Origin of the sequence: Streptosporangium vulgare (assembly GCF_042428775.1) — a bacterium.
GTDB classification, from domain to species: Bacteria; Actinomycetota; Actinomycetes; order Streptosporangiales; family Streptosporangiaceae; genus Streptosporangium; species Streptosporangium vulgare.
Genome location: NZ_JBHMBS010000010.1, coordinates 65,947 through 91,392 on the forward strand (window position 1 = coordinate 65,947; position 25,446 = coordinate 91,392).

Annotated in this window: 22 protein-coding genes; 11 read left to right on the top strand and 11 right to left on the bottom strand. The window is 72.1% G+C overall.

What is annotated here, in order from left to right:
- Positions 1 to 371: 371 nt before the first annotated feature.
- On the bottom strand, positions 372 to 1,022 hold the full coding sequence (locus tag ACFFRH_RS21685; RefSeq protein WP_344744967.1) for a ferritin-like fold-containing protein: 651 nt from the start codon (positions 1,020 to 1,022) through the stop codon (positions 372 to 374).
- 369 nt (positions 1,023 to 1,391) lie between these two features.
- Here ACFFRH_RS21685 and ACFFRH_RS21690 point away from each other — a divergent pair, with 369 nt between their 5' ends.
- The 3 genes from ACFFRH_RS21690 to ACFFRH_RS21700 all read left to right on the top strand — a co-directional run bounded on the left by ACFFRH_RS21690 (position 1,392) and on the right by ACFFRH_RS21700 (position 5,316).
- Positions 1,392 to 3,311: a DEAD/DEAH box helicase gene (locus ACFFRH_RS21690; RefSeq protein ID WP_344744965.1), complete on the top strand. Its 1,920-nt coding sequence runs from the start codon at positions 1,392 to 1,394 to the stop codon at positions 3,309 to 3,311.
- 112 nt (positions 3,312 to 3,423) lie between these two features.
- The gene (locus tag ACFFRH_RS21695) at positions 3,424 to 4,296 is read left to right on the top strand and encodes an alpha/beta fold hydrolase (RefSeq protein ID WP_344744963.1); all 873 of its coding nucleotides are present in this window, start codon (positions 3,424 to 3,426) and stop codon (positions 4,294 to 4,296) included.
- A gap of 111 nt (positions 4,297 to 4,407) precedes the next feature.
- The gene (locus ACFFRH_RS21700) at positions 4,408 to 5,316 is read left to right on the top strand and encodes an oxygenase MpaB family protein (RefSeq protein ID WP_386159065.1); all 909 of its coding nucleotides are present in this window, start codon (positions 4,408 to 4,410) and stop codon (positions 5,314 to 5,316) included.
- A gap of 139 nt (positions 5,317 to 5,455) precedes the next feature.
- Here ACFFRH_RS21700 and ACFFRH_RS21705 read toward each other — a convergent pair whose 3' ends face one another.
- The 3 genes from ACFFRH_RS21705 to ACFFRH_RS21715 all read right to left on the bottom strand — a co-directional run bounded on the left by ACFFRH_RS21705 (position 5,456) and on the right by ACFFRH_RS21715 (position 7,891).
- Positions 5,456 to 6,364, bottom strand: a complete 909-nt coding sequence (locus ACFFRH_RS21705) for a RecB family exonuclease (protein WP_344744959.1) — start codon at positions 6,362 to 6,364, stop codon at positions 5,456 to 5,458.
- Positions 6,365 to 7,090, bottom strand: a complete 726-nt coding sequence (locus ACFFRH_RS21710; RefSeq protein ID WP_344744957.1) for an MBL fold metallo-hydrolase — start codon at positions 7,088 to 7,090, stop codon at positions 6,365 to 6,367. It lies immediately after the preceding gene.
- 102 nt (positions 7,091 to 7,192) lie between these two features.
- Positions 7,193 to 7,891 carry a DUF6758 family protein gene (locus ACFFRH_RS21715; protein WP_386159069.1) on the bottom strand — a complete coding sequence of 233 codons (699 nt, stop codon included), beginning with the start codon at positions 7,889 to 7,891 and terminating at the stop codon, positions 7,193 to 7,195.
- A gap of 17 nt (positions 7,892 to 7,908) precedes the next feature.
- On the opposite strand from ACFFRH_RS21715, the gene ACFFRH_RS21720 reads away from it, so the two are divergent.
- Positions 7,909 to 8,307 (top strand): NUDIX hydrolase, encoded by a 399-nt coding sequence (locus tag ACFFRH_RS21720; protein ID WP_344744953.1) that lies wholly within the window; start codon positions 7,909 to 7,911, stop codon positions 8,305 to 8,307.
- 68 nt (positions 8,308 to 8,375) lie between these two features.
- Here ACFFRH_RS21720 and ACFFRH_RS21725 read toward each other — a convergent pair whose 3' ends face one another.
- Positions 8,376 to 11,711 (bottom strand): hypothetical protein, encoded by a 3,336-nt coding sequence (locus ACFFRH_RS21725; RefSeq protein WP_344744951.1) that lies wholly within the window; start codon positions 11,709 to 11,711, stop codon positions 8,376 to 8,378.
- A 608-nt stretch (positions 11,712 to 12,319) separates the two neighbouring features.
- On the opposite strand from ACFFRH_RS21725, the gene ACFFRH_RS21730 reads away from it, so the two are divergent.
- A complete protein-coding gene (locus ACFFRH_RS21730; protein ID WP_344744949.1) occupies positions 12,320 to 12,997 on the top strand; it encodes a hypothetical protein in 678 nt (225 codons plus the stop codon).
- Complete coding sequence (locus ACFFRH_RS21735; protein WP_344744948.1) at positions 12,997 to 13,563, top strand: DUF6529 family protein; 567 nt, start codon at positions 12,997 to 12,999, stop codon at positions 13,561 to 13,563. The genes ACFFRH_RS21730 and ACFFRH_RS21735 overlap by 1 nt, the downstream gene beginning before the upstream one ends.
- Here ACFFRH_RS21735 and ACFFRH_RS21740 read toward each other — a convergent pair.
- Positions 13,553 to 14,494 carry an HpcH/HpaI aldolase/citrate lyase family protein gene (locus ACFFRH_RS21740; RefSeq protein ID WP_344744946.1) on the bottom strand — a complete coding sequence of 314 codons (942 nt, stop codon included), beginning with the start codon at positions 14,492 to 14,494 and terminating at the stop codon, positions 13,553 to 13,555. The genes ACFFRH_RS21735 and ACFFRH_RS21740 overlap by 11 nt on opposite strands.
- Before the next feature lie 172 nt (positions 14,495 to 14,666).
- Between ACFFRH_RS21740 and ACFFRH_RS21745 the strand changes: the two genes are divergently transcribed.
- Both ACFFRH_RS21745 and ACFFRH_RS21750 read left to right on the top strand, forming a co-directional pair.
- Complete coding sequence (locus tag ACFFRH_RS21745) at positions 14,667 to 15,242, top strand: biotin transporter BioY (protein WP_344744945.1); 576 nt, start codon at positions 14,667 to 14,669, stop codon at positions 15,240 to 15,242.
- A 60-nt stretch (positions 15,243 to 15,302) separates the two neighbouring features.
- Positions 15,303 to 15,665 (top strand): DUF167 domain-containing protein, encoded by a 363-nt coding sequence (locus ACFFRH_RS21750; protein WP_344744944.1) that lies wholly within the window; start codon positions 15,303 to 15,305, stop codon positions 15,663 to 15,665.
- A 166-nt stretch (positions 15,666 to 15,831) separates the two neighbouring features.
- Here ACFFRH_RS21750 and ACFFRH_RS21755 read toward each other — a convergent pair whose 3' ends face one another.
- Positions 15,832 to 16,782, bottom strand: coding sequence for an EamA family transporter (locus ACFFRH_RS21755; protein ID WP_344744942.1), 951 nt, complete (start codon positions 16,780 to 16,782; stop codon positions 15,832 to 15,834).
- A 139-nt stretch (positions 16,783 to 16,921) separates the two neighbouring features.
- Here ACFFRH_RS21755 and ACFFRH_RS21760 point away from each other — a divergent pair, with 139 nt between their 5' ends.
- Positions 16,922 to 18,166, top strand: a complete 1,245-nt coding sequence (locus ACFFRH_RS21760) for a magnesium transporter MgtE N-terminal domain-containing protein (RefSeq protein ID WP_344744941.1) — start codon at positions 16,922 to 16,924, stop codon at positions 18,164 to 18,166.
- Complete coding sequence (locus tag ACFFRH_RS21765; RefSeq protein WP_344744940.1) at positions 18,159 to 18,638, top strand: DUF1003 domain-containing protein; 480 nt, start codon at positions 18,159 to 18,161, stop codon at positions 18,636 to 18,638. The genes ACFFRH_RS21760 and ACFFRH_RS21765 overlap by 8 nt, the downstream gene beginning before the upstream one ends.
- 235 nt (positions 18,639 to 18,873) lie before the next feature.
- Here the strand turns inward: ACFFRH_RS21765 and ACFFRH_RS21770 are convergent, their stop codons facing one another.
- Together ACFFRH_RS21770 and ACFFRH_RS21775 are read right to left on the bottom strand one after the other, a co-directional pair.
- A complete protein-coding gene (locus ACFFRH_RS21770; RefSeq protein WP_386159078.1) occupies positions 18,874 to 20,793 on the bottom strand; it encodes a Xaa-Pro dipeptidyl-peptidase in 1,920 nt (639 codons plus the stop codon).
- A gap of 387 nt (positions 20,794 to 21,180) precedes the next feature.
- Complete coding sequence (locus ACFFRH_RS21775; protein ID WP_386159081.1) at positions 21,181 to 21,666, bottom strand: MarR family winged helix-turn-helix transcriptional regulator; 486 nt, start codon at positions 21,664 to 21,666, stop codon at positions 21,181 to 21,183.
- Positions 21,667 to 21,932: 266 nt separating this feature from the next.
- Between ACFFRH_RS21775 and ACFFRH_RS21780 the strand changes: the two genes are divergently transcribed.
- Positions 21,933 to 23,072 (top strand): Mrp/NBP35 family ATP-binding protein, encoded by a 1,140-nt coding sequence (locus tag ACFFRH_RS21780; RefSeq protein ID WP_386159084.1) that lies wholly within the window; start codon positions 21,933 to 21,935, stop codon positions 23,070 to 23,072.
- 218 nt (positions 23,073 to 23,290) lie between these two features.
- Here ACFFRH_RS21780 and ACFFRH_RS21785 read toward each other — a convergent pair whose 3' ends face one another.
- Complete coding sequence (locus ACFFRH_RS21785) at positions 23,291 to 23,653, bottom strand: sec-independent translocase (protein WP_386159087.1); 363 nt, start codon at positions 23,651 to 23,653, stop codon at positions 23,291 to 23,293.
- A gap of 104 nt (positions 23,654 to 23,757) precedes the next feature.
- Positions 23,758 to 25,440, bottom strand: coding sequence for a S1C family serine protease (locus tag ACFFRH_RS21790; protein ID WP_386159089.1), 1,683 nt, complete (start codon positions 25,438 to 25,440; stop codon positions 23,758 to 23,760).
- Positions 25,441 to 25,446: the final 6 nt, after the last annotated feature.

Here is a 25,446-nt window from a genome sequence, read left to right on the forward strand (position 1 = left end):
TGACGCGGCGGAGGTGCTCCCGCCCCCGGCTGATCGCCGGGCAGCCCGCGCCTCCCCTGCGCAGCACGGGACGCGAAGTCCAGCGGTTCGGCCCACATCTCGTCAAGGAACTGCCATAGCGGCGCGAGGCCCTCATGTCCCGCACGCTACCGGATTCGTCCGCAGTGCTCCGGCGTTCACGCCAAAGGTGAAACGGTCTCCCCCACGTCGCGGGGCGGAAAGCGCTGATTCGCCACCCGGGCGGACCGGCGCTCGCGCCCGATGCCACCGGGCGAAAACGGAGCCGGGCAGGACCGGAGTCCGGCGCGAATGGAGCCCATGAGGGCCGGGAAACCGGAGGACCCAGGGCCGGAGAGGACCCCGGCCCCCGGCTAGGGGCCCGGGGTCAGCCCGAGGGCGGCCATCCGCCGGCCGTGCTTCTCGGTCAGCCGGGCGAACATCCGGCCGATGTCCTCGCCGGCCGCCTCCACCAGCAGGGCCGCGAGCTCGGGCCTGGCGGCGGCCACGTGCTGCCCCTGGCTCAACGCCTCCCCCACCAGGCGCCTGGCCCACAGCGCCAGCCGCCCGGCCTGCTTGGGGTCCTCCTGGAGCGCCGCGCGGACCCTCTCGACGGCGAACTGCGACCGCCCCTCGTCCGCGAGGACCTCGTCGACGAGGTTCCGCGTCTCGTCGTCCACTCCTACGGCCGCCTCGCGGTAGAAGTCGAGCGCGATCCCCGTGCCGACGTACGCCTTGACCAGAGCCTCCAGCCAGTCTCCGGGGAAGGTGAGGGCGTGCCAGTCGTCCAGCGGCCCGGTGAACGGCTCCATCGCCTTCTCCGGGTCCACGCCGAGGGAGGCGAGCCGGTCGCGGAGCAACTCGAAGTGGGCGTACTCGGCCGCCGCGAGGCCGCCGAGGGCCGCCTGGTCGGTCAGGGAGGGGGCGTACCGGGTGGCGTCCTCGGCGAGTCTGAGGAACGCGGTCAGCTCGGCGTAGGCGAGGACGCCGAGCAGGTCGGAGACACCGGGAGGGGAATCGCTCATGGACGCAGCCTACGAGCTGAGCGACCTCGCGATTCACCGGGAATACGAAGAAATCGGTTCTCCGTTGTGGTATCGAGTACACTGCTCTGTGAAAGTGCGACCGCACCGTGTTAATCCGGGATATCCACTCCCGGACGCCCCCAAAAGTCGGCGTGACGCCGCAGCGGTCGCTGATGACATGAGAGGGCTGGACCTTCCGCGAGGACCCGGCACGGGGAACACGTTTTCTGCCCGTGGTCCCGGCAGGCCTGCCTTCAACGGAGATTTAGGCAGGCCAAGCTGACGACGTTCCGAGACCTCGGAGTCACCCCAGAGATCGCCGATGCCCTTGAGACCGAGGGCATCATCGCGCCGTTCCCTATCCAGGAAATGGCACTCCCCCTGGCCCTCAACGGCCAGGACATCATCGGCCAGGCGCGCACCGGCACCGGCAAGACCTACGCCTTCGGCGTGGCGATGCTGCAACGTGTCGGCAAGCCGAGGAAGAACCGCAAGAAGCCCCGCGGGCTGGTCGTCGTGCCGACCCGCGAGCTCGCCGTCCAGGTCACCGAGGACCTTGTGACGGCGGCCGGCAAGCTCGGCTCGCGGATCCTCACCGTGTACGGCGGGCGCGCCTACGAACCCCAGATCGAGGCGCTCAAGCAGGGCGTCGACGTCATCGTCGGCACCCCGGGCCGCCTGCTCGACCTGGTCAAGCAGAAGCACCTCGACCTCAGCCAGATCGGGACGCTCGTCCTGGACGAGGCCGACCGGATGCTCGACCTGGGCTTCCTGCCCGACATCGAGCGCATCATCAAGCTCATCCCCGCGGAGCGGCAGACGATGCTGTTCTCCGCGACCCTGCCGGGCGAGATCGTCGCCCTGTCCAGGCGTTACCTCACCCGCCCCACCCACGTGCGGGCCGAGAACAACGACATCGAGGCCGAGGCGACCCCGCAGACGACACAGTTCGTCTGGCGCACGCACCGGATGGACAAGATCGAGATCGTCGGCCGCCTGCTGCAGTGCGAGGGCCGCGGGCTCACGATGATCTTCTGTGAGACCAAGCGCGCCTGCGACATGGTCGTCGAGCAGCTCAAGGAGCGCGGCTTCGCCGCCGCGGCCGTGCACGGCGACCTCGGTCAGGGCCAGCGCGAGCAGGCCCTGCGGGCCTTCCGCAACGGCAAGATCGACGTGCTGGTCGCGACCGACGTCGCGGCGCGCGGCATCGACGTCGACGACGTCACCCACGTCGTCAACTACGACTGCCCCCAGGACGAGAAGGCGTACGTCCACCGGATCGGCCGCACCGGCCGGGCCGGCAAGACGGGCGTCGCGGTGACCTTCGTCGAGTGGGAGGACCTCACTCGCTGGAAGGTCATCAACAACGCGCTCTCGCTCCCCTTCCCCGAGCCGGTCGAGACCTACTCGACCTCCCCGCACGTCTTCAGCGACCTGGGCATCCCCGAGGGCACCAAGGGCGTGCTGCCGCGCGCCAACCGCTCCCGGGCGGGCCTGGCCGCCGAGGAGGTCGAGGATCTCGGTGAGACGGGCCGCATCCGGTCCCGCTCCCCCCGCAGGGGACGCGACGACGACTCCCGCAGGGGACGCGACGACGATCGCGAGGAGCGCCGTGAGCGCCCCGCGCGCACGTCCCGCGAGCGCCGTCGCACCCGCGGAGGCCGTACCGGCGAGGAGACCCCCGCACCGGTCGTGGCCGAGGAGCAGCCCCCTGTCGTCGAGATCGCCGAGGTGGAGCCGGACATGGTAGCCCGCAGGGACGCCCGTGACGAGCAGCCCGCCGAGAGCGCGCCCCGCAGGGGCCGGGCTCGCAAGGCCGGCCTGAATCCCGAGGTGAGCCTCGTCGGCACGGCAGAGGCCCCGGCGGCCCCGGCGGCCCCGGTGGCCCCGGCGCACGCCGAGCCCGCGGCGGAGGAGCCGGTTCGCCGGCAGCGCCGTGGCAGGCGCGAGCAGGTGGCGGACGCCCCGGCGACCCCGGCGATCGCGGAGGCCCCTTCGGCTCCGTCGTGGGCCGAGGAGCGGGTGGCGGAGTTCACGGATCCCGGAGAGGACGACGACACCATGGCGGAGCGCTGGGACGACGAGCCCGTGGCGGAGGCCCCCAGGCCCCGGCCGCAGCCCGAGAAGATCATTCCCCCGAGCCCGTTCTCGGTGATCTTCAAGTCACCGGACCTGGCGTCGGACGACGACGAGATCGCCCCCTCGGCGGCCTCCGAACGCGTGCAGAGCCGCCGTCGCCCACCGGCGCGCAGCGGTCAGCAACAGCGGGGAACGCGTCGCCCTAACTAGCAAGTGTCACCATGTGAAGGGGCGCGACCTTGTCGGTGGCGCCCCTTTTCACGCTCCCGGCCCCTTCTGGACGCACGGAGCGATGTCACCAAGAGAGGTATCGTGGGGCCACGTGAGTACGCCGCGTTTTCTGACCCTGCCTCCTGGCGTCCGCTCTCGTCAGATCGAGACGGCGGTGGGCGCCTTCGCCGTACTGGAGGCCCTGCCCGTCAGCGGCATCCCCGAGCGGTGGCCCGCCCTGCTGGTTCCCGGCCTGACCGGCAGCAAGGAAGACTTCATCGCGGTCCTGCAGACGCTCGCGCAGTCGGGCCGTCAGGTCGTCGCGATCGACATGCGCGGCCAGTTCGAGACGAGCGGCCCTGACGACAGGAGCGCCTACACCTGCGCCGCGCTCGGCAACGACGTCGACGTCCTGGCCCAGGTGATCGGCCACGGCGGCCCGATCCACCTGGTCGGCCACTCGTTCGGCGGCCTGGTCACCCGGGAGGCGGTCATCGACGGCCGCACCCGGTTCGTGTCCTACACGCTCATGAGCTCCGGGCCCGCCGCGATCGTCGGGCCCCGCGAGCGCGCGGGCCGCTTCATGGTCTCGGAGCTGCCCGGCGTCGGCCTGGAGCACCTGTGGCACACCCGGATGGAGCCCGAGGCCCTGGCCTCGGGGGTGTCCGACGAGATCATCGCCTTCCTGCGCAAGCGGCTGTTCGCCAACTCGCCCGTCGGCATGCTCACGATGACCGAGGAGGTGCTCTCCGCGCCCGACCGGTGCGACGAGCTCACCCAGGTCGGGATCGACACCCTGGTCCTGTACGGCGAGCACGACGACGGCTGGCCGCCCCACATGCAGTCGGAGATGGCCCGCCGCCTGGACGCCGACTGCGTGGTCGTCCCCGGCTCGGCCCACTCCCCCGCGGTGGAGGCCCCGGAGACCACCGCCGCCGCCCTCATCCGCTTCTGGAACGCCGCGGAGAGCCGCCTGAGGAGCTGACCGGTCGGGCCGGGCCCACGGAGCCGACCGGTCCGGGCGGCCCACGGAGCCGGCCGGCCGGGGTGGGCCCGTTGGACGGCCCGCCGAACGCCGTGTCACCATGTGCCGACCATGGCGAGCATCGAGGACATCGTCGTCCAGCCCCCGCACACCGCGACGTGGCTGGTGCACATCGACCGCTCCATGTGGATCGGCGGAGTCGGCGGCCTCATGCTCCAGGCCCTGCACCCGCTCGCGATGCGCGGGGTCTGGCAGAACTCCGACTTCCGGCGGGACCCGTTCGGGAGGCTCCGCCGTACGGCGGACTTCGTGGGCAGGGTCACCTTCGGCAGCCCCGCGGAGGCCGACGAGGCCGGCCGCCGCGTCCGGGGGATCCACCGGCGGCTGCGCTTCGACGACCCCGTCAGCGGCCGGATCCGCCGGGTGGACGACCCGGAGCTGCTGCTCTGGGTCCACTGCGCGGAGGTCTCCTCCTACCTGTCCGTGGCGCGGCGCTCGGGCCTGGGGCTCGACGACCGCCAGGCCGACCGCTACCTGGCCGAGCAGCGCCGCAGCGCCACCTACGTCGGCCTGCACGCCGAGGACGTGCCCGGCTCGATGGCGGAGCTGGACGACTACTTCGCCGCGACACGCCCGCTGCTGAGGGCCACCCCCGAGGCCGTGTCCACGGTCCGCTTCCTGATGTGGCCGCGCCTGCCCGCCGGGCTGCGCGCCCTCACCCCCGGCAAACCCGCCTACGTCCCCTTCGGGGCGCTCTGCCACTACTCGCTGCCCGGCTGGGCCAGGCGGATGTACGGCGTGCTGCCCGAGGTGCCGCCGGGTGCGGTGACCGCGGCGCTGAGAGCGTTCCGGCTGGTCATGGACACGCTTCCCGAACCCGTCCACGACCGGGCGTTCATGCCCGCCACCCGCCGGATGCTCGCCGCGTCGCGCGAACGGCTGGGCGCGGCGGGCTACGACATGACCGCGGGGCTCAGGGGCCTGACAGACCCGCGCCGCTGGCCGTCCCACCCCCGCTGACGGCTCCGGCGGCACGCTCTCGCGAACGCGGCCCCGGCCCTGGCAGGGCAGGCTACGTGATCTCCCGTCGAGCGGGCGCGGACAGCGTGTCAGGGCTCGCCTGAGCCCCGGGACGGCCGGGCGGGCCTCGCGGTCAGGGTCAGTCGGCGAGGGCGGCCCAGGGCTCGCGGTCGTCGCCCGCGGCCTGGCCCTCGGGGCAGTGACGGCGGAAGTCGCACCACGAGCACAGCGGGCCCGTACGGGGCGGGAAGACCGCGTCGATCTCGGGGGGCACCGCGGGCGCGGCGCGGTCGCCGCCGCCGCGTGCCCGGGGCGGGGCGGTCCCCTCGGGCCGGGTGGTGGCCGACCACTCCTTGTAGCGCTCGTCGGCCTCGGAGGCCTCGACGGCGATCTCCTCGGCGTGGCCCAGGTGGCGGGCGAGCGACTCGTCGGTGTGCTCCCACTCCACGATCGAGGCGGTCGGCAGGTGGTGCAGCTCGACCCGGTGACAGGGGCGGCGCATCATCCGGGAGGAGGCGATGGCGTAGACCGCCAGCGCGAGCGAGGAACGGGCGTCGTCGGTGCTCAGCGGGCGGCGGCCGGTCTTGTAGTCGACCACGACCAGCTCCTCGCCGCGCCGGTCGAGCCGGTCCACGCGGCCGGAGAGCGCCACGACGGAGGTGCGTGTGGCGACCGTGCGCTCGACGCCGACCGGCTCGGCGGACGGGTCGAGGCTCGCGACGTATCCGGAGACCATCTCCCGGGCCCGGTCACGCCAAGTCCGCGACTGCTCGGCGTCGCGGAACCCCTCGTTGATCCATCCCTTGGCGAGCAGGCTCCCCGCGACCTCGGGCGTGCGCCGCTCGTACGGCTCACGCCACCAGGCGGCCAGGGCGTTGTGCACGCTGGCGCCCACGCTGTTGTGCGCCCACGGCGGGCCCTTCTGCGGCGTGGGCCGGTCCATGTAGGTGAACCGGTAGCGGCGGGGGCAGTCGAGCCAGTTGTTCAGCCGCGACGGCGTGCAGGCGTAGAGCCGCCGCGGCATGCCCTCCAGGGGGAGCTGGTCCATCTAGAGCAGATCGTTCCGGGGATTCAGCCGGATTCCCGACACGCGGGTGCCGTCGGTCAGCGGCCCCTCCTCTTCCTCCGGCGCGTCGGCGCCGCGGGTGAGCGAGCCGGAGAGCCAGGCGTCGAACTGGGGCTCCAGATCGCCGATGGTCGTCTCCTCGCCGTGCGCGGGCAGCACCCGGGTGCGGTGCGGCAGGGTGAACAGCCGCCCGCCGATGGCGGTCAGCTGGTCGGCCAGGGCGGGATACTCACCGCCGACCTTGCCGGGGCCGTCGGCCTGGAGGGTCTTGCCGGTGAAGACGGCGTCCAGGGCCTCGCAGTACAGCGAGACGCCACCGTGGGAGATGCCCGGGGTGGACATGACCTCCAGCTGGACACCGCCGACCTCGAAGAGGCCCTCGTCCTCCATGTCGATGTCCGGCCAGGTGTCGGGCCAGGTCAGCCGCCACAGCGGCCGGTCCTTCGGGTGGAGTGCGACCACCGCCTCGTCTCTGGCCGCGACCTCGATGGCCGCGCCCACGTGGTCGGGCAGGCCGTGGGTGCAGATGATCGCCAGCACCTCCCGATCGCCGACCTTCTCCAGGATCTTCTCCGCGTCGCGCGCGGCGTCGATGACGATGACATCCTCGTCGTCACCCAGGATCCACGTGTTGTTCTCGACCTTGTGCTCGACGCCGTCGACATCGACGACGCCCTCGGTCACCACTCGCTCGATACGCGCTGTCACGCTTCCGAACTTTACTGCCTCCCCCCGCCCCCCGGTTCGGACAGAAGGGTCAAGTCTCCGGAGAAGGAGAGGACGGGGAGAGTGAGGGCGACCCGGGCGGTGTCAGGGCGCCGGGACGTCCAGGCGCGGGCAGAACGCCCCGAAGGGCAGGTCGAGGGTCTGGTCCTGGTCGCGCAGGTCGCGCAGGGACAGCTCGGCCAGGGTGATCAGGTAGCCGGCCTCGGCGGGCCACACGACCGCCCAGAGCCAGTTTCCCAGCGCCTCACCCACGTAGACGGCCCGGTCGGGGGCGGCGGTGACGCACCACAGGGCGGCCGGATGGCCCCTGACGTTGATCTTGGCGTGCGGGGGGCCCTTGTCGAACCCGGCCCCCGGATCGGTGGCCTCCAACCCCGCGAACGCCGCGCCGAGCCCCACTCCGGGCTCCTCGGCGATGATCAGGAGGTCGGCGGGACCGTGGGTCAGCGAGGGACCGGAGACCGCGACCACGGTGGCCCGCACGTCGCTGCGCTCGTCGCCCACCTCGCCGAATCCCGTGACCAGCCACCCCGCGGGCAGCGGCCAGGGAACCCAGACGGGCACGCGGGCACCTCGGGTGACGGCCTCCACGGCCGCGGAGGACGGAGGTCTGGGTGGCTGGAACGGCAGGACGTCGCCGTGGGGACCGCATCTCCAGGAGCTTGACCAAGCACTCGGCGGACGAAGCGGGCCGAAACACCGTGGGCACGTAGGGGCGGCTTTCACGCCTACCCACGCTGCTTCTTCGGCGGGCCATCCGTCAAGAGGCTCGGTCGTTATCACAACGTAATGTTGTTCACGTGCGCGTAAATTGTGTCGGAGCGATCATCCTTGACGGCTCGGGGCGGATGTTGCTGGTCCGCCGTGGCAGGCCGCCCGGCGAGGGCCTGTGGTCCGTCCCCGGCGGACGGGTCGAACCCGGCGAGTCCGACCCCGAGGCGGTCGCCAGGGAGGTCCTTGAGGAGACCGGGCTCACGGTCGTCCCCGGGCCCCTGGCCGGGACCGTCGACCGCCCGGGTCCCGGCGGCGCCGTCTACGAGATCCGCGACTATCTCGCCGAGGTCTCCGGCGGGACGCTCGCCGCCGGGGACGACGCCGCGGACGCCCGCTGGTTCGCCCCCGAGGAGCTCCCGCGCCTCCCCCTCACCCCCGGCCTGCTGGACGCCCTGGTCGAGTGGGCGGTCATCGCGCCCGGGTGAGCTCGCGAGGCCCGGTCACGGGACCGCCGCGAGCGTCGCGCACGGCGGTTCCCCAGTGCGCTTCCCGGTCACCGCGACGAGGTGAGCGTGGAGCGCCACAGGGTGAGGTGGTCCGCGCTGTAGGTGGTGGAGCGGCCCAGGGCCACGACCTGCCCGCCGGAGACCGCCACCGCGCCGAGCCACTGGGCGCCGTCGCCGTCCAGGCTGCCCTGGCTCGGGGTGTGGCGCTGCCACTTCAGGCCGTCCTCGGAGGTCCAGGCCGCGCTGTCTCCGGCCCCCGGCGCCCCGTGCCAGCCGACGGCCACCACGCCCTCCGGCGTCGCGGCGAGGTCCTGGACGGCGGACGCCCGGTCGGCGGGGAACCAGGAGAACTCCCAGCTCGCCCCGTTGTCGTCCGACACCGCGCCGAAGGCCCTCGTGCCGTCCTCGGTCCTGGCCGTGCCCGCCGCGACGACGTACCCGCCGTACAGGACCACGTGCCGCAGGCCCGCGGACGTCGCCCCCGGGGGCAGGACCGGCTTGCGCGCGGTCCAGTTGACCCCGTCGGCCGACACCCAGACCACCCCGGTCTCGCGCTCGGCCGTGCCGATGCCGCCGACCGCCACGTACCCCGACGAGGTCGCCGAGACGTCGTGCAGCCGCACCCCCGTACCGCCCGCGGGAAGCTTGGCCGCCCTGGAGTAGCGCTTGAGGTCGGCGGAGAACCACAGGACGGGCACGGTGGCGGCGGGCCCGCGGTCCTCACCCGCCATGACGTAGCCGGACGGCCCCGCGGCCACCGCGTGCGGGGCGAGGAAGTCGTGGTCGCCCGCCGGGGCGAGGGGACCCAGCACCGGCACCCTGCGCCAGCTCTGGCCGTCGGAGGAGGTGAGCATCAGCGGTTCGGTGGAGGAGGCGTCGGTCATCGTGCTGCCCGCGGCCAGCCAGCCCCGCCTGCCGTGCGCGACGTCGGCGAGCGCCTGCCGCCTGGGTCCGCCGAAGAGCTGCGCCGGGCCGCCGGCCTTCCAGTTCTCACCGCTCCCGCTGCTCCAGATCCCGGCGTCGCCGGACACGGCGCCCACCGCGACGAACCTGCCGTCCCCCGCGGCCACCCTGGCCGTCTCGCGGGCGGCTCTGGCGAGGCCCTGGATCCCGCCCAGGGACACCGGCTTGGGCTCGCCCCCCTTGGGGGCGGTGATGAGGACCACCCGGTTGTCCACGTCGGCGGCGCGCTCGTCACCGCCGACGACGAGCGTTCCGGTGTCGGAGAGCGCGAGTGCCCGCAGCGAGCCCGGCACCTCGCCGAGGTCGGTGGTCTTGCTCCAGTCGCGGCCGTCCTCGCTGGTGTGGACGGTGTAGCGCTCGAAGCCCGACTCGACGACCGCGGCCACCCCCGCCGAGGAGGAGGCGAGGCGCTTGACACCCGTGCCCTCGGGCCCCAGGCCGGTGATGGCGCCGCAGGCCTTCCAGTCGGCGCCCTCGGGCGAGCAGTAGACACGGACCTCGCCCTTGTCGCTGCGCTGCTGTGTCGGTACGAGCACGAACCCACCGGCGGCCACGGCCAGCGCGCCCGGCTCCGGGATGACGTCGTCGAGCGCGGCACCGGTCCGCTGCCAGCTCCTGCCCCCGTCGGACGAGCGCAGGATGACCGAGGTGGACTGGCCCTGGGCCGGGTCCGCCAGCGCGACGACGGCGTCCCCCCTGGCGACGACCGCCTTGATGCCGCGCACCTTGTCCGGCATGCCGATCTCCCGGGTCTCCACCCGCTCCCAGGCGCGCCCGTCCGGGGAGACCCAGGCGACGGCCCCGGTGGTGCCGTCGTCCAGTACGGCGGCGCCGACGGCGACGAAACCGTAGCCGGTCCTGGCCAGATCCATGATCTTGTCCCCGCGCGCGAAGGCGCCCAGCTCGCCGGGGTCGGCCGCGTGCCAGCCGTAGCCGTCGGAGCTGGTCCACAGGCCGTGCCCGGAGCCGAGGGGGTCGTTGCCCGCGGCCAGCCAGAGGCCGTCGCCGCCCGCCACCCGGCCCACCGTGGTCGGCCCCGTCTCGTACCCCGCCGGGCCGGTCACCTTGCCCAGCTGCCAGGTCGTGCCGCCGTCGGGAGAGACCAGGAACAGCGGCCTGGGAACCGGGCTGGTGGTGTCGCTGCCGACCGCGACCATGACGGAGCCCACCGAGGCCACCGCGTTGAGCACCTGGTTGGATCCGTTGCCGCCGACACCGGCCAGCGGCACGAAGTTGTCGTCGCCGGAGGTCACCTCGTCGCCGACCAGCCGGAGGCCGGTGGCGAACGGGCTGCTCACCCAGCCCCACAGGACCAGGCCGCCGCCGACCGCGACGGTGAGGACCAGGACCATCAGGAACGGGATCACCAGCCCCCGGCCGCGCCTGCGCCTGGTCGGGGTGGAACGGCGCACGGCGGAGGGCGCGGTGGCCGGGCGGTGGTGCCGCCCGCCGTTCGGCCCCCGCCTGCCGGGCGGGCCCTGCGCGACGAGCAGGTCGGGCCTGGCGGGCCTGCCGCCGGGCGGGCGCCCGACCCTGCGTACGGGTTCGAAGTCGTCCTCGACCGGCACGGAGGGCCGCTCGTGCTCGGCGGACCGCTCGTGCTCGGCGGGCCGCTCAGGGTCGGCAGGCCATTCGTGCTCGGCGATCCGTTCGGGCTCGGCGGGCCGTCCCGGCTCGAAAGGCCGTCCGGGCCTGGAGCCGGGTTCCGATCCGGGTTCCGGTCTGGGATCGGGTCCGGATTCCGGTTCCGGCGCCGGTTCCGGCGTCGCCACGATGCTCGGCTCGACCCTGATCCGCTCCTCGGGCGCGGGCGGAGGCTCCGTCCGCCCGTCTCCCCCCGGCTCCCGGGAGGGCGCCGAGGCGACCAGGAGGTCGGGCCGTTCCGCCCTTCTCCTGCCCCTGCGCTCGGGGGCGGGCCCGGAGGCGACCAGGAGGTCCGGACGGTCCACCAGGCGCGGACGCCCCCGCTCGGGCGTGGCGTGGCGTCCAGGCCCCGCGGGCCTCTCCTCGTCGGACGGGGAATCGGCGGCGGGGTCGGCGGGAGGCTCCTGCGGGGTCGGCGGCCCGGCGGGACGGGATACGGGAGGCTGTGGCGAGGGAGGCTGGGACGCGGGAGGCTGGGGTGCGGGGCCGTAGGGGCGGGCGTACGGGCGGCGACGCTCGCCGCCGAGGCCCTCGGGACGGGCCTGGGGCGGTTCGCCGTCGTCCGGGGTGGGCGCCGCGAACGGCGGGAGCATCCACGGGGAGGCCATGGGGAGCCCTCGCGCCGCGTCGTCGGAGGGGCCCGGCGGGGAGTGCTGGATCGTCGGCGGGGACGTGTGGGACTCCTGGGACCTGCCTTCGTGTACAGCATCGTCGTGAACGCCGTCGTCGTCCGCCGGCCACTCTCGCGAGCGCGGGTCGTGGGGGCCCGAGGCCACGCTCAGCACCTCCTCGCAGGAAGCCCGTTCCAGCCCGGAGTCACCACCCCGGACCGTTCCAGTCGTCTCCGTAACAGCAGGCCGCAACCCCTACGGATGCGGCAAATCGCACGCGACCCTACTACTACCCCGTTCTCCGGAAACGATCACCTCCCACGGCCGGATACCCGGCCGTCGTGCGTACACAGTCAAGAGCAACACGTTAGGGCCGCGATGACGAGACCTCTCTAGTCAGATTTATCAACTGAGCGCCGGAATTGTCAGGTTTTATCCTTTAAATTTCAAAAACATCAGCCACTGGAAGATCCCCCTGAACCCCCCGTCGCGAGGACTGTCACGAGGAGCGGCGGCGGGGAGCGAAAGACCGGCGAGCCCCGAGATCATCTCGGCATCACCTCGCTGCCCCTTCTCGCGCGTGCGGGTCGCCGCTAAATGCCGCCTCGCTCCGCCTGGAGTCGCGAGGCATCACGGCCGGCGGCGGCCCGACTCCGGCAGGAAGCCTCCGGCAGGAATCCGATTTCGCCGGCCCGTGTGCGGATTAGTTCACAGACTCCCGGAACGACGGCATGTACACCTGGCTTCACAACCCACCACCCCAGGGAGCGGACATGACACGGCTGGGGCCCGTATACACACTGGCGGCGGGAGCGGTGATGGCCGTCGCCCTCGGCGTGGCCAGCGCCACCACCTCACCGACCACACAGACAGTCAACGCGCAGGACGACGTACCCGCCCCGGTGGCCCAGGCCACCACGGCCACCACGGAGGCGTCGCCCGAACCGGAGCCGGAGGCCGTCAAGACGGCCAGGCCCACCCCCGTCAAGGCCGACTACGCCGGGCGGGTCACCGGCAACGGCGGGCTGGTCGCCATCTCCATCAGGAACGGCAAGGCGGTCGGCTACTTCTGCGACGGCAAGATCGAGGCCTGGATGAAAGGCAGGGCCGCCGACGGCAAGGTCACCCTGTCCGGCCGCGGCAACGCCTCGATCACCGCCCGGCTCTCCGGCGGCAAGGCCGCGGGGACCCTCGGTTTCGGCGGCAGGAAGTGGAGCTTCAAGGCTCCGACCGTGAAGAAGCCCTCCGGCCTCTACCGGGCGACCGCGCTCGTACGCGGCGCGAACGTCCGCGCCGGATGGATCTATCTCGACGACGGCACCAGGGTCGGCCTCACCCTCGTGGGCGACGAGGTCGCCGACGTGCCGATCCCCGAGCCGGGCGAGAACGCCGTCGTGAACGGCGTGGAAGTCGATCCGCAGGACGTCGACGAGTTCATCGAGGGGTTCTGATGAGTGACACGCGGATCACGCCGGTCCAGCACCGGCAGCCGAACACCGTAGCGCCGTTCCTCGTCCCGCTCGTCGTCGGCGGGCTGGTCGCGGTCGGGCTGGGCGTCTACGGCCGCGTCCACGCGCCCACCGGGTACGCGATCGGCCTGGCCGGGTTCTCCGGGGCGCTGGCCATGAAGGCCTGGCTCACCACCGGCGCGTTCCTGCTGGCGCTGGTCCAGCTCTTCTCGGCGCTGGTCATGTGGGGCCGGATCAAGCTGGACGTGCCGTGGATCGGGAGCCTGCACCGCTGGTCGGGGCGCGTGGCGTTCATCCTGACGATCCCGGTGGCGCTCCACTGCCTGTACGCGCTGGGCACCCAGTTCGACGTGCCGCGCGTGATGATCCACTCGCTGCTCGGCTGCTTCTTCTACGGTGTCTTCACCGCGAAGATGCTGTCGCTGCCCAGGCGGGGCCTGCCCGGCTGGACCCTCCCGGTCCTCGGCGGGCTGACCTTCGTCGCCCTGACCGGCCTCTGGCTCACCTCGTCGTTCTGGTTCTTCACCACCATCGGGGTCAAGCTGTAGGCGGGGTGAAGGCCGTGGTGCGCCGCAACCCGGCGGCCCTGCCCTTCGCCGCGACCACCAGCGCCATCTTCCTGGACGCCTCGTCGATCATCTCGTCGCCGAGCATGACCGCGCCGCGCCTCTCGACCGTCGTGTAGTACTCGTACGCGTCGAGGATCAGCTCGGCGTGGTCATAGTCCTCCTGCGGCGGCGAGAACACCTCGTTCGCGACCTCGATCTGGGAGGGGTGCAGCACCCACTTCCCGTCGAACCCGAGCGCCGCGGCCCGCCCCGCCACCCGGCGGAAACCGTCGAGATCCCTGATCGCCAGGTACGGGCCGTCGACGGCCTGCAGGTCGTGTGTCCTGGCGGCCATCAGGATCCGCATCAGGATGTAGTGGTAGGCGTCGCCCTCGGTGTAGCCGGGCGGCTGCTCGCCGACCACCAGGGTCCGCATGTTGATCGAGGCCATGAAGTCGGCCGGGCCGAACACGAGCGTCTCCAGGCGCGGGGACGCGCCGCCGATGGCGTCGACGTTGACCAGGCCCCTGGCGTTCTCGATCTGGGCCTCGATGCCGATCCGGCCGACCGGGAGGCCGTTCGCCTTCTCGATCTGGGTGAGCAGCGTGTCGAGCCACATCACCTGGGCCGCGTCCTCCACCTTGGGCAGCATCAGGCAGTCGACGAACTCCCCCGCGCCCTCCACGACCTCGATGACGTCCCGGTAGGTCCACTGGGTGCCGAGGTCGTTGACCCGGACGACCCTCGTCCTGCCCGACCAGTCGCCCTCGCGCAGGGCGGCCACGATGTTCTTGCGCGCGCCCTCCTTGGCGAGCGGCGCGACGGAGTCCTCCAGGTCGAGGAAGACCTCGTCGGCGGGCAGCCCCTGTGCCTTCTCCAGGAATCTGGGGTTGCTGCCGGGCACCGCGAGGCACGATCGTCGGGAACGCATGGGGAACACGCTAACGCCCGCCCGGGGACGGACGACAGGCCGGAGGGACGTCGACGGACGTTATGGCGTCCGCACAAAGACCCCGCCCTCTTCTTGGCGGTGATCTCGTAGGACCCTTGCCGGAGATGTCAGAAGAATGGACATCAAGAATCTGTCAAAGGAGACCAGCACGATGGCAAACGCCTCTTCGGTGGCCAGGCCCGCCGTACTGTCCGATCTCATCCCCGCCTCCCGCGTCCGCGACGTCGCGCTCGTGGTCGGCGGCGCCGCCCTGACGGGCCTGGCGGCGCAGCTCAGCTTCCCGCTGCCCGGCTCGCCGGTGCCGGTCAGCGGACAGACCTTCGCGGTCGTGCTGGTCGGCGCCGCCCTCGGCATGAACCGCGCGGTGCTGAGCATGGCGCTCTACATGCTGGTCGGCGTCGCGGGCGTGCCGTGGTTCGCCGACGGCGCCTCCGGCTTCGGCGGAGCGTCCTTCGGGTACGTCATCGGCTTCATCGCCGCGGCGGCCGTCGTCGGCAAGCTCGCCGAGCGCGGCGGCGACCGCACCGTCCCGCGCACGATCGGCACGATGATCCTCGGCAACCTGGTCATCTACGCCTTCGGCCTGCCGGTCCTCGTCGCCGTCGCCCAGGTGGATCTCGCCACCGGCCTCTCCCTCGGCGTGCTGCCCTTCCTGCTCGGCGACGCCCTCAAGATCGTCGTCGCGGCCGGGCTGCTCCCGGCGGCCTGGAGGCTCTCGCGGCGCTGACCCGGCGGCGTGTATGGCCTGTACCGCCATTCCGGGAGGCACAGGCCGTACATTCGTCTCATGGGCGTGATCGAGGAGGGCGCGAAGAAGTCGAGCGTCCTGTGGCTGTCGCTGGACCGGCCCCGGCTGGCCTGGCACACCTGGCACGACGGCGCGATCTACCTGGTCACCGGCGGGGGCGAGCAGCCGCTGCCGGGGCTGGCCGAGGCCGGGGAGGTGCGGGTGACGCTGCGCAGCAAGGACAACGGCGGGCGCCTGGTGGCCTTCGAGGCCTCCGTGGAGGTGGTGGACCAGGCGAAGGCCCCCGACGCGGTCGCCGCGCTCGCCAAGGAGCGGCTCAACGCCCCCGACGGCACGAGGCTGCTGGAACGCTGGGCGGTGGCCTCCAAGGTGATACGGCTCGTCCCGCGCGAGCCCGCCTGACCGCACGTCGCGAGCCGCCTGAGTGTGAGGCCGCCCGGCCACGAGTCTCCCGGCACGGCCCCGACGTCCGTCAGGGCCGCCGAGGCCGTCCTGCGGCGTTCGCCCCGGCTCAACCCCGACTCACCCCGGCTCACCCCACGGGACCGGCTCACCCCACGGGACCGGCTCACCCCACGGGAGCGGGCTCCCCGGCCTCACGCGCGGTCACGGGCGCGGGCAGCGCGGCCGTGGCCCGCTGGGCCAGGTAGGCGCCGGCCAGGACGATCACGCCCCCCGCGATCTGGAAGGGCCCGAGCGCCTCGCCCAGCAGGATCCAGGCGACCACCGCCCCGGCGATGACCTCCAGCGAGGCGACCGTGGCGCCGATGGCGGCCGACAGGCGGCGGATCGCGAGGACGCCGAGGATGTAGGCGGCGGCCGTGGCGACCACGATCAGCCAGACCAGCGCCCCGACGACCGGCAGCGTGTGGCCGCCCTCGGGGGTGGCCGTCCCGCTGATCGTCCCCCAGGGGATGTTCCACGGCCGGGAGATCGGCAGGAGTGCCGCGGCGGCGCCGAGCAGACCCCAGGCGATCAGGCCGAGCGGGTCGATGTCGTCACCGAAGCTGTCGCTGAGCAGGAAGTATCCGGCGCAGCCCGTCATCGCGGCGAAGGCGAGCAGCAGGCCCAGCGGGTCGAGGGCGAGACCCGACCAGACCTCCACCACGATGCCGAGCCCGACCACGGCGACGACGGCACCGGCGAAGGCCGCCCGGGGCAGCCGTACCCGCCGGACGAACCGCACCCAGAGCACCACCAGCACCGGCGAGGTGTACTCGATCAGCAGGGTGACGCCGACCGGCAGCCGGGTGATCGCCGCGAAGAACAGCGCCTGCACACCGGCGACCGCGATCATCGCGTACGCCAGGAGGAACGGCAGCCGCGAGCGGGGGATGCGCAGGGCCGAGGGCCGGGTGACCGCGAGGATGCCGACGAGCAGCAGCCCGGCGCCCGCCATCCGGATCCAGACCGCCTCCAGCGGGGCCAGCCCCGCCGCGCCCAGGTATTTGGCCATGGGTCCCGAGAAGGCGAAGCACAGGGACGACGCGAGCGCGATCAGCAGTCCTGCACGTCTCATGACCCACCGTTTCTGTAATTACCGTTAAGCACGTTTGATGCTGGCATGTCGACATATCGGACAGCAAGCCGATTCCAGATCGTGAGCCGGGGAGCGTGGCAGCGACCGGCCGGTCCGAGATGCGGCCTACGCTTCAGATGTGAGGATCTTCATCGCGCGTCTCGCCGGCACCCCGGTCTTCGACCCCGCCGGGGACCAGATCGGCCGGGTCCGCGACGTGGTGGTGGCCATCGCCGGCAGTACTCCGCCGCACGTCCACGGCCTGGTCGTCGAGGTACAGCCCCGGCGCAGGGTCTTCCTGCCGATCACCCGGATACGGTCCGCCAAGGCGGGGGCCGTCGTCTTCAGCGGCCAGCTCAACATGCGCAGGTTCGAGCAGCGGGCGACCGAGACCCTGGCCATCGCCGAGCTGCTCGACCTCCACGTGGAGGTCGAGGGCGAGCGGATGACGGTCCTGGACCTCGCCATGGAGGAGAACCGGCGCTCCGAGTGGCTGATCACCAAGGTGGCGGTGGTCGGGAGCGCCCCGGGCCTGGGGCTGCGACGGCGCGGCGTGACCAAGATCGTCGACTGGGGCGAGGTCCGCGGCTTCGGCGCCGTCCAGAAGGACCAGGGCGCGGCCAACCTGCTGGTCGCCTTCGAGTCGATGCGCGCCGCCGACCTGGCCGGGGCCCTGCACGAGCTGCCCGACAAGCGGCGGGTCGAGGTGGCGGCGGCCCTCGACGACGTACGGCTCGCGGACGTGCTGGAGGAGCTCCCCGAACGGGACCAGATCGGCATCCTGAGCAGGCTCGCCCCCGAGCGGGCCGCGGACGTGCTGGAGGAGATGAACCCCGACGACGCGGCCGACCTGCTCCAGGACCTGCCCGCCGAGCAGGCGGAGGCGCTGATGGCGCTGATGGAGCCCGAGGAGGCCGCGCCGGTCAGGCGGCTGCTGATCTACCCCGAGAACACCGCGGGCGGGATAATGACGAGCGAGCCGGTGGTCCTGCCGCCGAACGCGACGGTCGCCGAGGCGCTGGCCAGCATCCGCCAGCGCGAACTCACCCCGGCGGTGGCCGCGCAGGTCTACGTGGCCCGGCCGCCCGTCGAGACCCCCACCGGCCGTTTCCTCGGCCTGGCCCACTTCCAGCGGCTGTTGCGCGAACCGCCCTCGACCCTGCTCGGCGGCATCCTGGACACCTCCCTGGACCCGATCAGGCCGGGGTTCAGCCTGAACCAGGTGACGTCCTACCTGGCCAACTACAATCTCGTCGCGGCCCCCGTGGTGAACGAGGCGGGCCGCCTGGTCGGCGCCGTCACCGTGGACGACGTGCTCGACCACCTGCTGCCGCACGACTGGCGCGAGCGGGACGACCGGTCGAGGGAGGGCGAGAGTGCCTGACCGCCTCGACCAGCCCAGGCAGCCCGGCCCTCGGCTACGCCCCCACTACGACCCCGAGGCGTTCGGACGGCTGTCGGAGCGGATCGCCCGCTTCCTCGGCACCGCCAGGTTCCTCGTCTACATGACGGGTTTCGTCGCCGTCTGGGTCCTGTGGAACGTCCTCGCCCCCCAGTCGCTGAAGTTCGACCCGTACCCGTTCATCTTCCTGACGCTGATCCTGTCGCTCCAGGCCTCGTACGCGGCGCCGCTGATCCTGCTCGCCCAGAACCGGCAGGACGACCGCGACCGGGTCCAGAACGAGCACGACCGCAGGGCGGCGGAGCGGAACCAGGCCGACCTGGACTACCTCACCCGGGAGATCGCCGCCCTGCGGATGGCGCTCGGCGAGGTGGCGACGCGCGACTACATCCGTTCGGAGCTGCAACGCCTGCAGGAGGACCTCCAGGAGCCCCAGGGGGCCGTGGAGTCGTGAGCCGGAGGGGTTCCCCGGCCCTCCTCCCGCCCGGCGGACGCGCGACCTGAGCACCGCACACGGCGGCCACCGGCGGACCGGTCCCCCGGCGTCCAAGGGTCACCGCACCCGGCACACGGGACGGGGGGTGAGCCGGGCGGGAGGCCCGGCTCACCCCCCGCCCACACCTCGCGGCCCTCCCGGGAGTCGGAGACCCCCGGAGATCGGCCTCCTCGGGGTCAGAGGCTCCCGGAGATCAGTAGAACAGGTTCTCCGGCTCCGGCAGGTCCAGCTGCCGCGGGCCGGTCCACCTGGCCGTGTCCTTCGGCACGTCGGTGCCGCGCAGGGTGCTGAGCGCCAGCGGCAGGAGCACCTTGCTCCCGGCCAGGTCGACGGTGACGTTCGCGCCGGTGGCCCTCTCGTCGCTGTAGGTCGAGTCGGTGCCCGCGATCACGAGGGCGAGCCTGTGCCCCTTCTTGAAGACGTAGTCCTGCGGCAGCGTCTCCCAGCTCACCCTGCCGTAGGTGCCGGTGGGCAGCGGTGAGGGCGCGCTGAGCGAGTCGCGGTTCTGCACGTCGATCCAGCCCCGGGCGACGATCTCCAGCGGACGGGTGGCCCGGTTGGTGACGACCTGCCTGTAGCAGGCGTCGTCGGAGGCCGTGCTCTCGCCGTGGCAGCTCTCCTCGGTGACCGTGGTGATGCCCTGGCCGCGCCGCCAGTCGATCCGGGTGTCCTCGCCGAAGTCGACGAGGAGGGCGGTCAGGTTCGAGGTGGGCCTGTCGAGCGCGACGCGCAGGTCCACCACGGGCGTGCCGGACAGGCGCAGGTCCAGCGGCAGCGCGCCGGTGGTGAAGGCCACCCGCCCCGGCTTGGCCGTGCCGACGTCGGCGACCATCGCCTCCTCGGACTGGCGAATGTCGGTGAACGTGGCGGTCTGCCCCTTCCTCGCCGGTACGAGGCCGAACGAGCCGTCCGCCGCGGGCCGGAAGGGGATCTTCAGGGCGAGCGGGGCGGGCCAGTCGTGCTGGGTGGTCCAGCGGTCGAGGCTGCTCTGCACGTCGGCGCGGGGCTCGCTCATGATGCCGTTCCGCACGCCGAGCAGCCAGTGGTCGAACCAGCGGTGCAGCGTGTCGACCCAGAGGTCACGACGTCCCTCGAAGTCGAAGGGGTCCACGTGCTGGTACTGCCCGACCCAGATCTTGCGGGGCACGTTCCGGTCGGCCAGGGCCTTCCACCACTTGGAGAAGTTGTCGGGCATGACGTTGAGGTCGTTGACCGTGTGCACGGCGAAGACGCTGGCGCGCACCTTGGAGACGTCGCCCAGCGAGCCCGCGATGTAGTCGCGCTCGGCCCAGAAGCCGTTGTAGTTCCCGGTGTCGTCGGCGTCCTCGGCGTCCAGGCGCGCCCAGGTGGCCGCGCACCTGGCCGTGGGGTCGCTGTCGACGTAGTCGCCCAGCCACGACATGTAGTCGTAGTTGTAGATCACTCCGTTGGAGCGCTGGTACTTGTACCAGGAGCTGATCGCCGAGATCGGGACGATCGTCTCCAGTCCCCGCACGCCGGTCGCCGCCACGGCGTTGGCCAGCGTGCCGTCGTACGACTTGCCGATCATCGCGGCCCTGCCGGTGGTCCAGTCCGCGACCGCGGGCGTGCCGTCGGCGCGGTAGGCGGTGGCGCGGCCGTTCAGCCAGTCGATGACGGCCTTGCCGCCCAGCACGTCGGCCCGCCCTCCGACGTCGGGACAGCCGTCGGACCTGGTGGTCCCGATCATGTCGACGTTGAGGACGGCGTATCCGCGCGGCACGAAGTAGTTGTCGTAGTACAGGGGGAACTTCGTGACGTTCCCGGCGGCGTCGTAGACCTTCCGCTCGGCCTCGTTGCCCCGGCCGGAGTTGTCGTAGTACGGGCTCTCGTCGATGATCACCGGCACCTTGAGCCCGGGACCGGACTCCTTCGGCCTGATGATGTCGACACGGACCCGGTCCGGCCTTCCGTCGGCGTCGCTGTCGACGCTCGACTCGACGTAGACGTGCTCGCGGACGGCGTCGGCGTACGAGAAGACCGGCTGGGTCCGTCCCCGCTCGACGGTGAGAGAGGGTTGGGCGGTCGCGTGGGCCGGGGTGACACCCGCCGCGACCACGATGAGGGCGGTGAGGGCTGCTCGTAACTTTGGCATCGAGCCTCCGCATTAGTCGTGAATATCCGCAATCTCCACGAGTGTCCGTATGGTCGGCAAGATCCTTTATGCGTTCGACATCACTCTGGGGTTGGCATGTGACATGGCGCCCGACACCCTTGTCCGAAGAGGGGTCAGAACGGCAGAACCGGGCCACGGCAGGCGGAAAGCCCGTCAGGTGCCCCAGAAAAGACCGACGAGCCGGTACGGGTCGGTACGGGCCGGCGTCGCCCCCGGGAGCGGGGGCCTACAGAGCCGAAGAAGAGCTCGTCAGCACAGGCCGACGTTGGGCCGGGGGCCGGAGAAGGGCTCGTCAGCACGGGTCGCGGCGTCGGCCGGGGCCGGGGGGCGGGGAAGAAGCGTCCGCCAGTAGCCGGGGAAGACTTGTCAGTACGGGTCGCTGTCACCCTGGGGGTCGGGGAAGAGCTTGTTCAGCATGGCCGCGCACCGCCGCAGCTCGTCGGCGTCGAGCATGTCCAGAAACTGGGCGCGGACCCCGCGCAGGTACGTGGGGCCGGCCTCGGCCAGCCGCGCGGTGCCCGCGTCCGTCAGGACCGCGAACAGCCCCCGCGCGTCGCTGGTGCAGGCCTCGCGCTCGACCAGGCCCTCGCGCTGGAGGCGGTCGATGAGCCGGGTCAGGCCGCTGCGCGAGAGCAGCACCCGCTCGGCCAGGTCGTTCATCCTCAGCCGCCGCTCGGGCGCCTCGGACAGCTGCGACAGGACCTCGTACGAAGGCAGGGCCAGGTCGTGCTCGACCAGCAGGTCGGCCTCCAGCGCCCGGGTGATGCGCACCTGGGCCCGCTGGAGCGTGCGCCAGACCACCAGCTCCGCCGAGCCGACGCTCTCTCTTGACTCGCCCGCCGTGAGGGTCACGGAGTAACCTTAGAACGTTGCACGCGCATCTACACAGCGAATTGTCCGAATTCAGTGATCATCGCCGGACTCGGAATTCCTCCTGGCGTCCTCGGGTTCATACCATGGGCTCACGACGCCGACCGTTCCCCGATGGGATCGGCCTCCTGCCAAGCCATACGGGCGCCACGACGGGCAGGTCCCGCCCGTGAGACGCCTCATCGATAACAGACAAGGAGGGACGGCATCCCCCGTCGCCTCAGGGTGGCGTGATTGCCGACACTTCGATGGCACCTACCCCGGAACTGGTGATGGCCGCCCTCGCGACCGTCAACGACCCTGAGATCCGTCGGCCGATCACCGAACTCGACATGGTCAAGAGCGTCGACATCTCCCCCGAGGGAGCCGTACGTGTCGCGATCTTCCTGACGGTCTCCGGCTGTCCCATGAAGGACACCATCACCCGGGACGTCACCGGCGCGGTCTCCAAAATCGACGGAGTGACCGGCGTCTCCGTCGAGATGGACGTCATGAGCACCGAGCAGCGCAAGACGCTGCAGACCAAGCTGCGCGGCAACAAGGGTCCCGAGAAGGAGATCCCCTTCGCCCAGCCCGGCTCGCTCACCCGCGTCTTCGCGGTCGCCTCCGGCAAGGGCGGCGTCGGCAAGTCGTCCGTCACCGTCAACCTCGCCGCCGCGATGGCCGCGAGCGGCCTGAAGGTCGGCGTCGTCGACGCCGACATCTACGGTCACAGTATTCCCCGCATGCTCGGCGTCTCCGAGCGGCCCACCAAGGTCGAGGACATGATCATGCCGCCGGTGGCGCATGACATCAAGGTCATCTCGGTCGGCATGTTCAAGCCGGAGGGCAACACCCCGGTCGTGTGGCGCGGCCCGATGCTCGACCGGGCCCTGCACCAGTTCCTGGCCGACGTCTACTGGGGCGACCTGGACGTGCTGCTGATGGACCTGCCCCCGGGGACCGGCGACATCGCGATCTCCGTGGCGCAGCGGATGCCGTCGGCGGAGCTCCTGGTGGTGACCACCCCGCAACAGGCCGCCGCCGAGGTCGCCGAGCGCGCCGGATCGATCGCCGTCCAGACCCACCAGCAGATCGCCGGTGTCATCGAGAACATGTCGTGGCTGCCCTGCCCGCACTGCGACGAGCGGATCTCGGTCTTCGGCGAGGGCGGCGGCCAGACCGTGGCCGACGCGCTGACCCGCACCCTCGGCGCCCGGGTGCCGCTCCTGGGCCAGGTGCCCATCGACATGCGCCTGCGCGAGGGCGGCGACGAGGGCAAGCCGCTGGTGCTGACCGACCCGGACGCCCCCGCGGCGGCCGAGCTGAGCCGCATCGCCGCCTCCCTGAGCAAGAAGTCGGGCAGCATCAAGGGCCTCCAGCTCGGCATCTCGCCCACCCGGCGCTGAGGTCCCGGCCCGCGACACCCTGGGAGGCCGGACCGCCGGTCCGGCCTCTTGCCCGGCACTTCCCCCGCACTCTCCCGACATGACGACGGCGGCGCCCCTCCACCGGGGCGCCGCCGTCGTCATGTGTGAGCTGTGAAGCAGTCCGGCCGTGCGCGACAACGACCGCGGAAGAACCAGGTCAGCCGGACAAACCGTAAAAAATACGCAAAGCTCGGCGATCAGGTCGCGTCGGAGTCGTACGGGGGGATCTCGCCGTAGCCCAGTTCGTCGGCGACGCTCATCGCGTGGTCGGCCGGTTCGGCGGTCGCGGTGGCGGTCGAGGTGCCGTTCCAGTCGTCTTCCAGGTCGGCGGTGAGGTGCTTGCGGACGAAGTTCTTCGGGTTGAGGTCGGCCGGGTCGAAGTCGGCGAACTCGGGCCCGAGCCCCGTCCGCAGGTCGTCTCTGGCGTTGTTGGCCATCCGGCGCAGGTTGCGCAGCGTCTTGCCCGCCTGCGAGGCCGCCTGGGGAAGCTTCTCCGGGCCGAAGACGAGAAGGGCGATCACCACCAGCGCCACGATCTCAGGCCAGCCGAGTCCGAACACGGTGATCTCCTACCGGGAGGATGCCAGAAGCTCCTCTCCGGCCGTACACCGGAGAGGTTCCACACTAACGCCCCGACTCGGGAGCACGCGCCCCGCCCTCACACTCAGGAGGGTTTGGGAGAGGGCTGCTCGGGCGCGGCGCCGACGGTCACCGTCGCGGTGCTCTCCTGGCCGCCACGCTGGTACTTGATCGAGAGCTTCTCGCCGGGGGCCCGGTTGCGGATCATGGCGATCAGCTCGTTGCCGTCCTGGAGCACGACGCCCTCGACCTCCAGGATGACGTCTCCGGGCTTGAGACCCGCCTGGGCGGCGGGACCGTTCGGCTCGACCGGCTGGGTGCCCTGCCTGGGCTCGGTGGCGATCCGCACCCCGACGCCCTGGTACGTCGGGTCGATGGCGACGCCGATCCGCGACTTCTTGGCCTTGCCCGTGGTGATCAGCTCCTGGGCGACGCGCCGGGCGTGGTTCACCGGGATGGCGAAGCCGAGGCCGATGCTGCCGCTCTGGCCGCCGACCGACCTGCCGAGCGTCGCGATCGCCGAGTTGACGCCGATGACCTCGCCGTTGACGTTGACCAGCGGGCCCCCCGAGTTTCCGGGGTTGATGGCGGCGTCGGTCTGCACGGCGCTGAGCCAGGTCGCCTCGGAGCTGTTCTCCTCGCCCGCCTGGACGGGACGGTTGAGCGAGCTGACGATGCCGGAGGTGACGGTGCCGGTCAGGCCCAGCGGGGAGCCGATGGCGATGACCGGGTCGCCCACGACCACGTTGTCGGAGTTGCCGAGGGTGATCTCGGGGGCGCCGAAGGTCTCCGCCGGCTTGACCACGGCCAGGTCGGACTCGGGGTCGGTGCCCACGACGATGGCGGAGGTGGACTTGCGGTTGTTGAACTGGATCTGGATCTGACCGGTCGTTCCGGCGTTGGCCACCACGTGGTTGTTGGTCACCACGTAGCCGCCCTTGATCAGGAAACCGGAGCCGGTGCTGGAGCTCGCCCCGCCCTCGACGGCCAGCGACACCACGCTGGGCAGGACCTTCGAGGCCACGCCCGCGACGGACTCCGGGGGGCGGACGTTGGAGCCCGTCGGCGCCCCGCCCAGACTGAAGGAGGGGTCGCGTCCCGAGCCCGCGGGCTTGGTGAGGAGGTAGGTGCCGACACTGCCCAGCGTGGAGGCGAGCAGCGCGATCATCAGGGCGAGGACCACCAGCGTGGTGGTGCGGGGCCCGCGCCGGACGGGCGCGGGCGCGGCCGGGACGCCGAAGCTCCCGGGACCGCCCGGACTCCCCGGAGGCGGCGCCCAGCCCGGCCCCATGCCGAACGCCTGGGCGGGTGGCGGGGGCGGAGCGGGCTGGGAGGCGAAGACCGCCGTGTCGTACCTGGGCCTGCCCGAGGGATCACCCCAGTGCTCCCCGGTGAAGCCGGGCTCGCGGCCGCCCTCGCCGGGCGGCACGTCCCTGTCGCGGCCGTCGCCGTACCTGTCGTCGTGCCTGTCGTCGTGGCGGAGCAGCTCGGGCTGGTCCTGCCGGCCGCCGCCCCACCGGGCGGGGTCGGGCGGGGCGCCCAGCTGGCTCCAGCCGTCGTCGCGGGGCCGCTCGGCCGGGAAGGGCCCCTCCCCGGCGGGCAGGAACTCCGGGCGGGAGAACTCGGGGCCGTCCGGGCGGGGGAACTCAGGACCTGAGGAGTCGGCGCGCCGGGACTCGGGAGTGCCGTGTCCGCCGTCGGTGAAGTCCGACGGTGTACGCCCCTCAGCATCGTGCGCCTCGTGGGAGGTACGGGCATCGTCGGTCATCGAATA

Bases quoted from the DNA above. Each gene is read 5' to 3' on its own strand.
- ACFFRH_RS21685 (WP_344744967.1), bottom strand. From the start codon at position 1,022: ATGAGCGATTCCCCTCCCGGTGTCTCCGACCTGCTCGGCGTCCTCGCC.
- ACFFRH_RS21690 (WP_344744965.1), top strand. From the start codon at position 1,392: ATGGCACTCCCCCTGGCCCTCAACGGCCAGGACATCATCGGCCAGGCG.
- ACFFRH_RS21700 (WP_386159065.1), top strand. From the start codon at position 4,408: ATGGCGAGCATCGAGGACATCGTCGTCCAGCCCCCGCACACCGCGACG.
- ACFFRH_RS21705 (WP_344744959.1), bottom strand. From the start codon at position 6,364: ATGGACCAGCTCCCCCTGGAGGGCATGCCGCGGCGGCTCTACGCCTGC.
- ACFFRH_RS21730 (WP_344744949.1), top strand. From the start codon at position 12,320: ATGACACGGCTGGGGCCCGTATACACACTGGCGGCGGGAGCGGTGATG.
- ACFFRH_RS21735 (WP_344744948.1), top strand. From the start codon at position 12,997: ATGAGTGACACGCGGATCACGCCGGTCCAGCACCGGCAGCCGAACACC.
- ACFFRH_RS21740 (WP_344744946.1), bottom strand. From the start codon at position 14,494: ATGCGTTCCCGACGATCGTGCCTCGCGGTGCCCGGCAGCAACCCCAGA.
- ACFFRH_RS21745 (WP_344744945.1), top strand. From the start codon at position 14,667: ATGGCAAACGCCTCTTCGGTGGCCAGGCCCGCCGTACTGTCCGATCTC.
- ACFFRH_RS21750 (WP_344744944.1), top strand. From the start codon at position 15,303: ATGGGCGTGATCGAGGAGGGCGCGAAGAAGTCGAGCGTCCTGTGGCTG.
- ACFFRH_RS21755 (WP_344744942.1), bottom strand. From the start codon at position 16,782: ATGAGACGTGCAGGACTGCTGATCGCGCTCGCGTCGTCCCTGTGCTTC.
- ACFFRH_RS21770 (WP_386159078.1), bottom strand. From the start codon at position 20,793: ATGCCAAAGTTACGAGCAGCCCTCACCGCCCTCATCGTGGTCGCGGCG.
- ACFFRH_RS21780 (WP_386159084.1), top strand. From the start codon at position 21,933: ATGGCACCTACCCCGGAACTGGTGATGGCCGCCCTCGCGACCGTCAAC.
- ACFFRH_RS21790 (WP_386159089.1), bottom strand. From the start codon at position 25,440: ATGACCGACGATGCCCGTACCTCCCACGAGGCGCACGATGCTGAGGGG.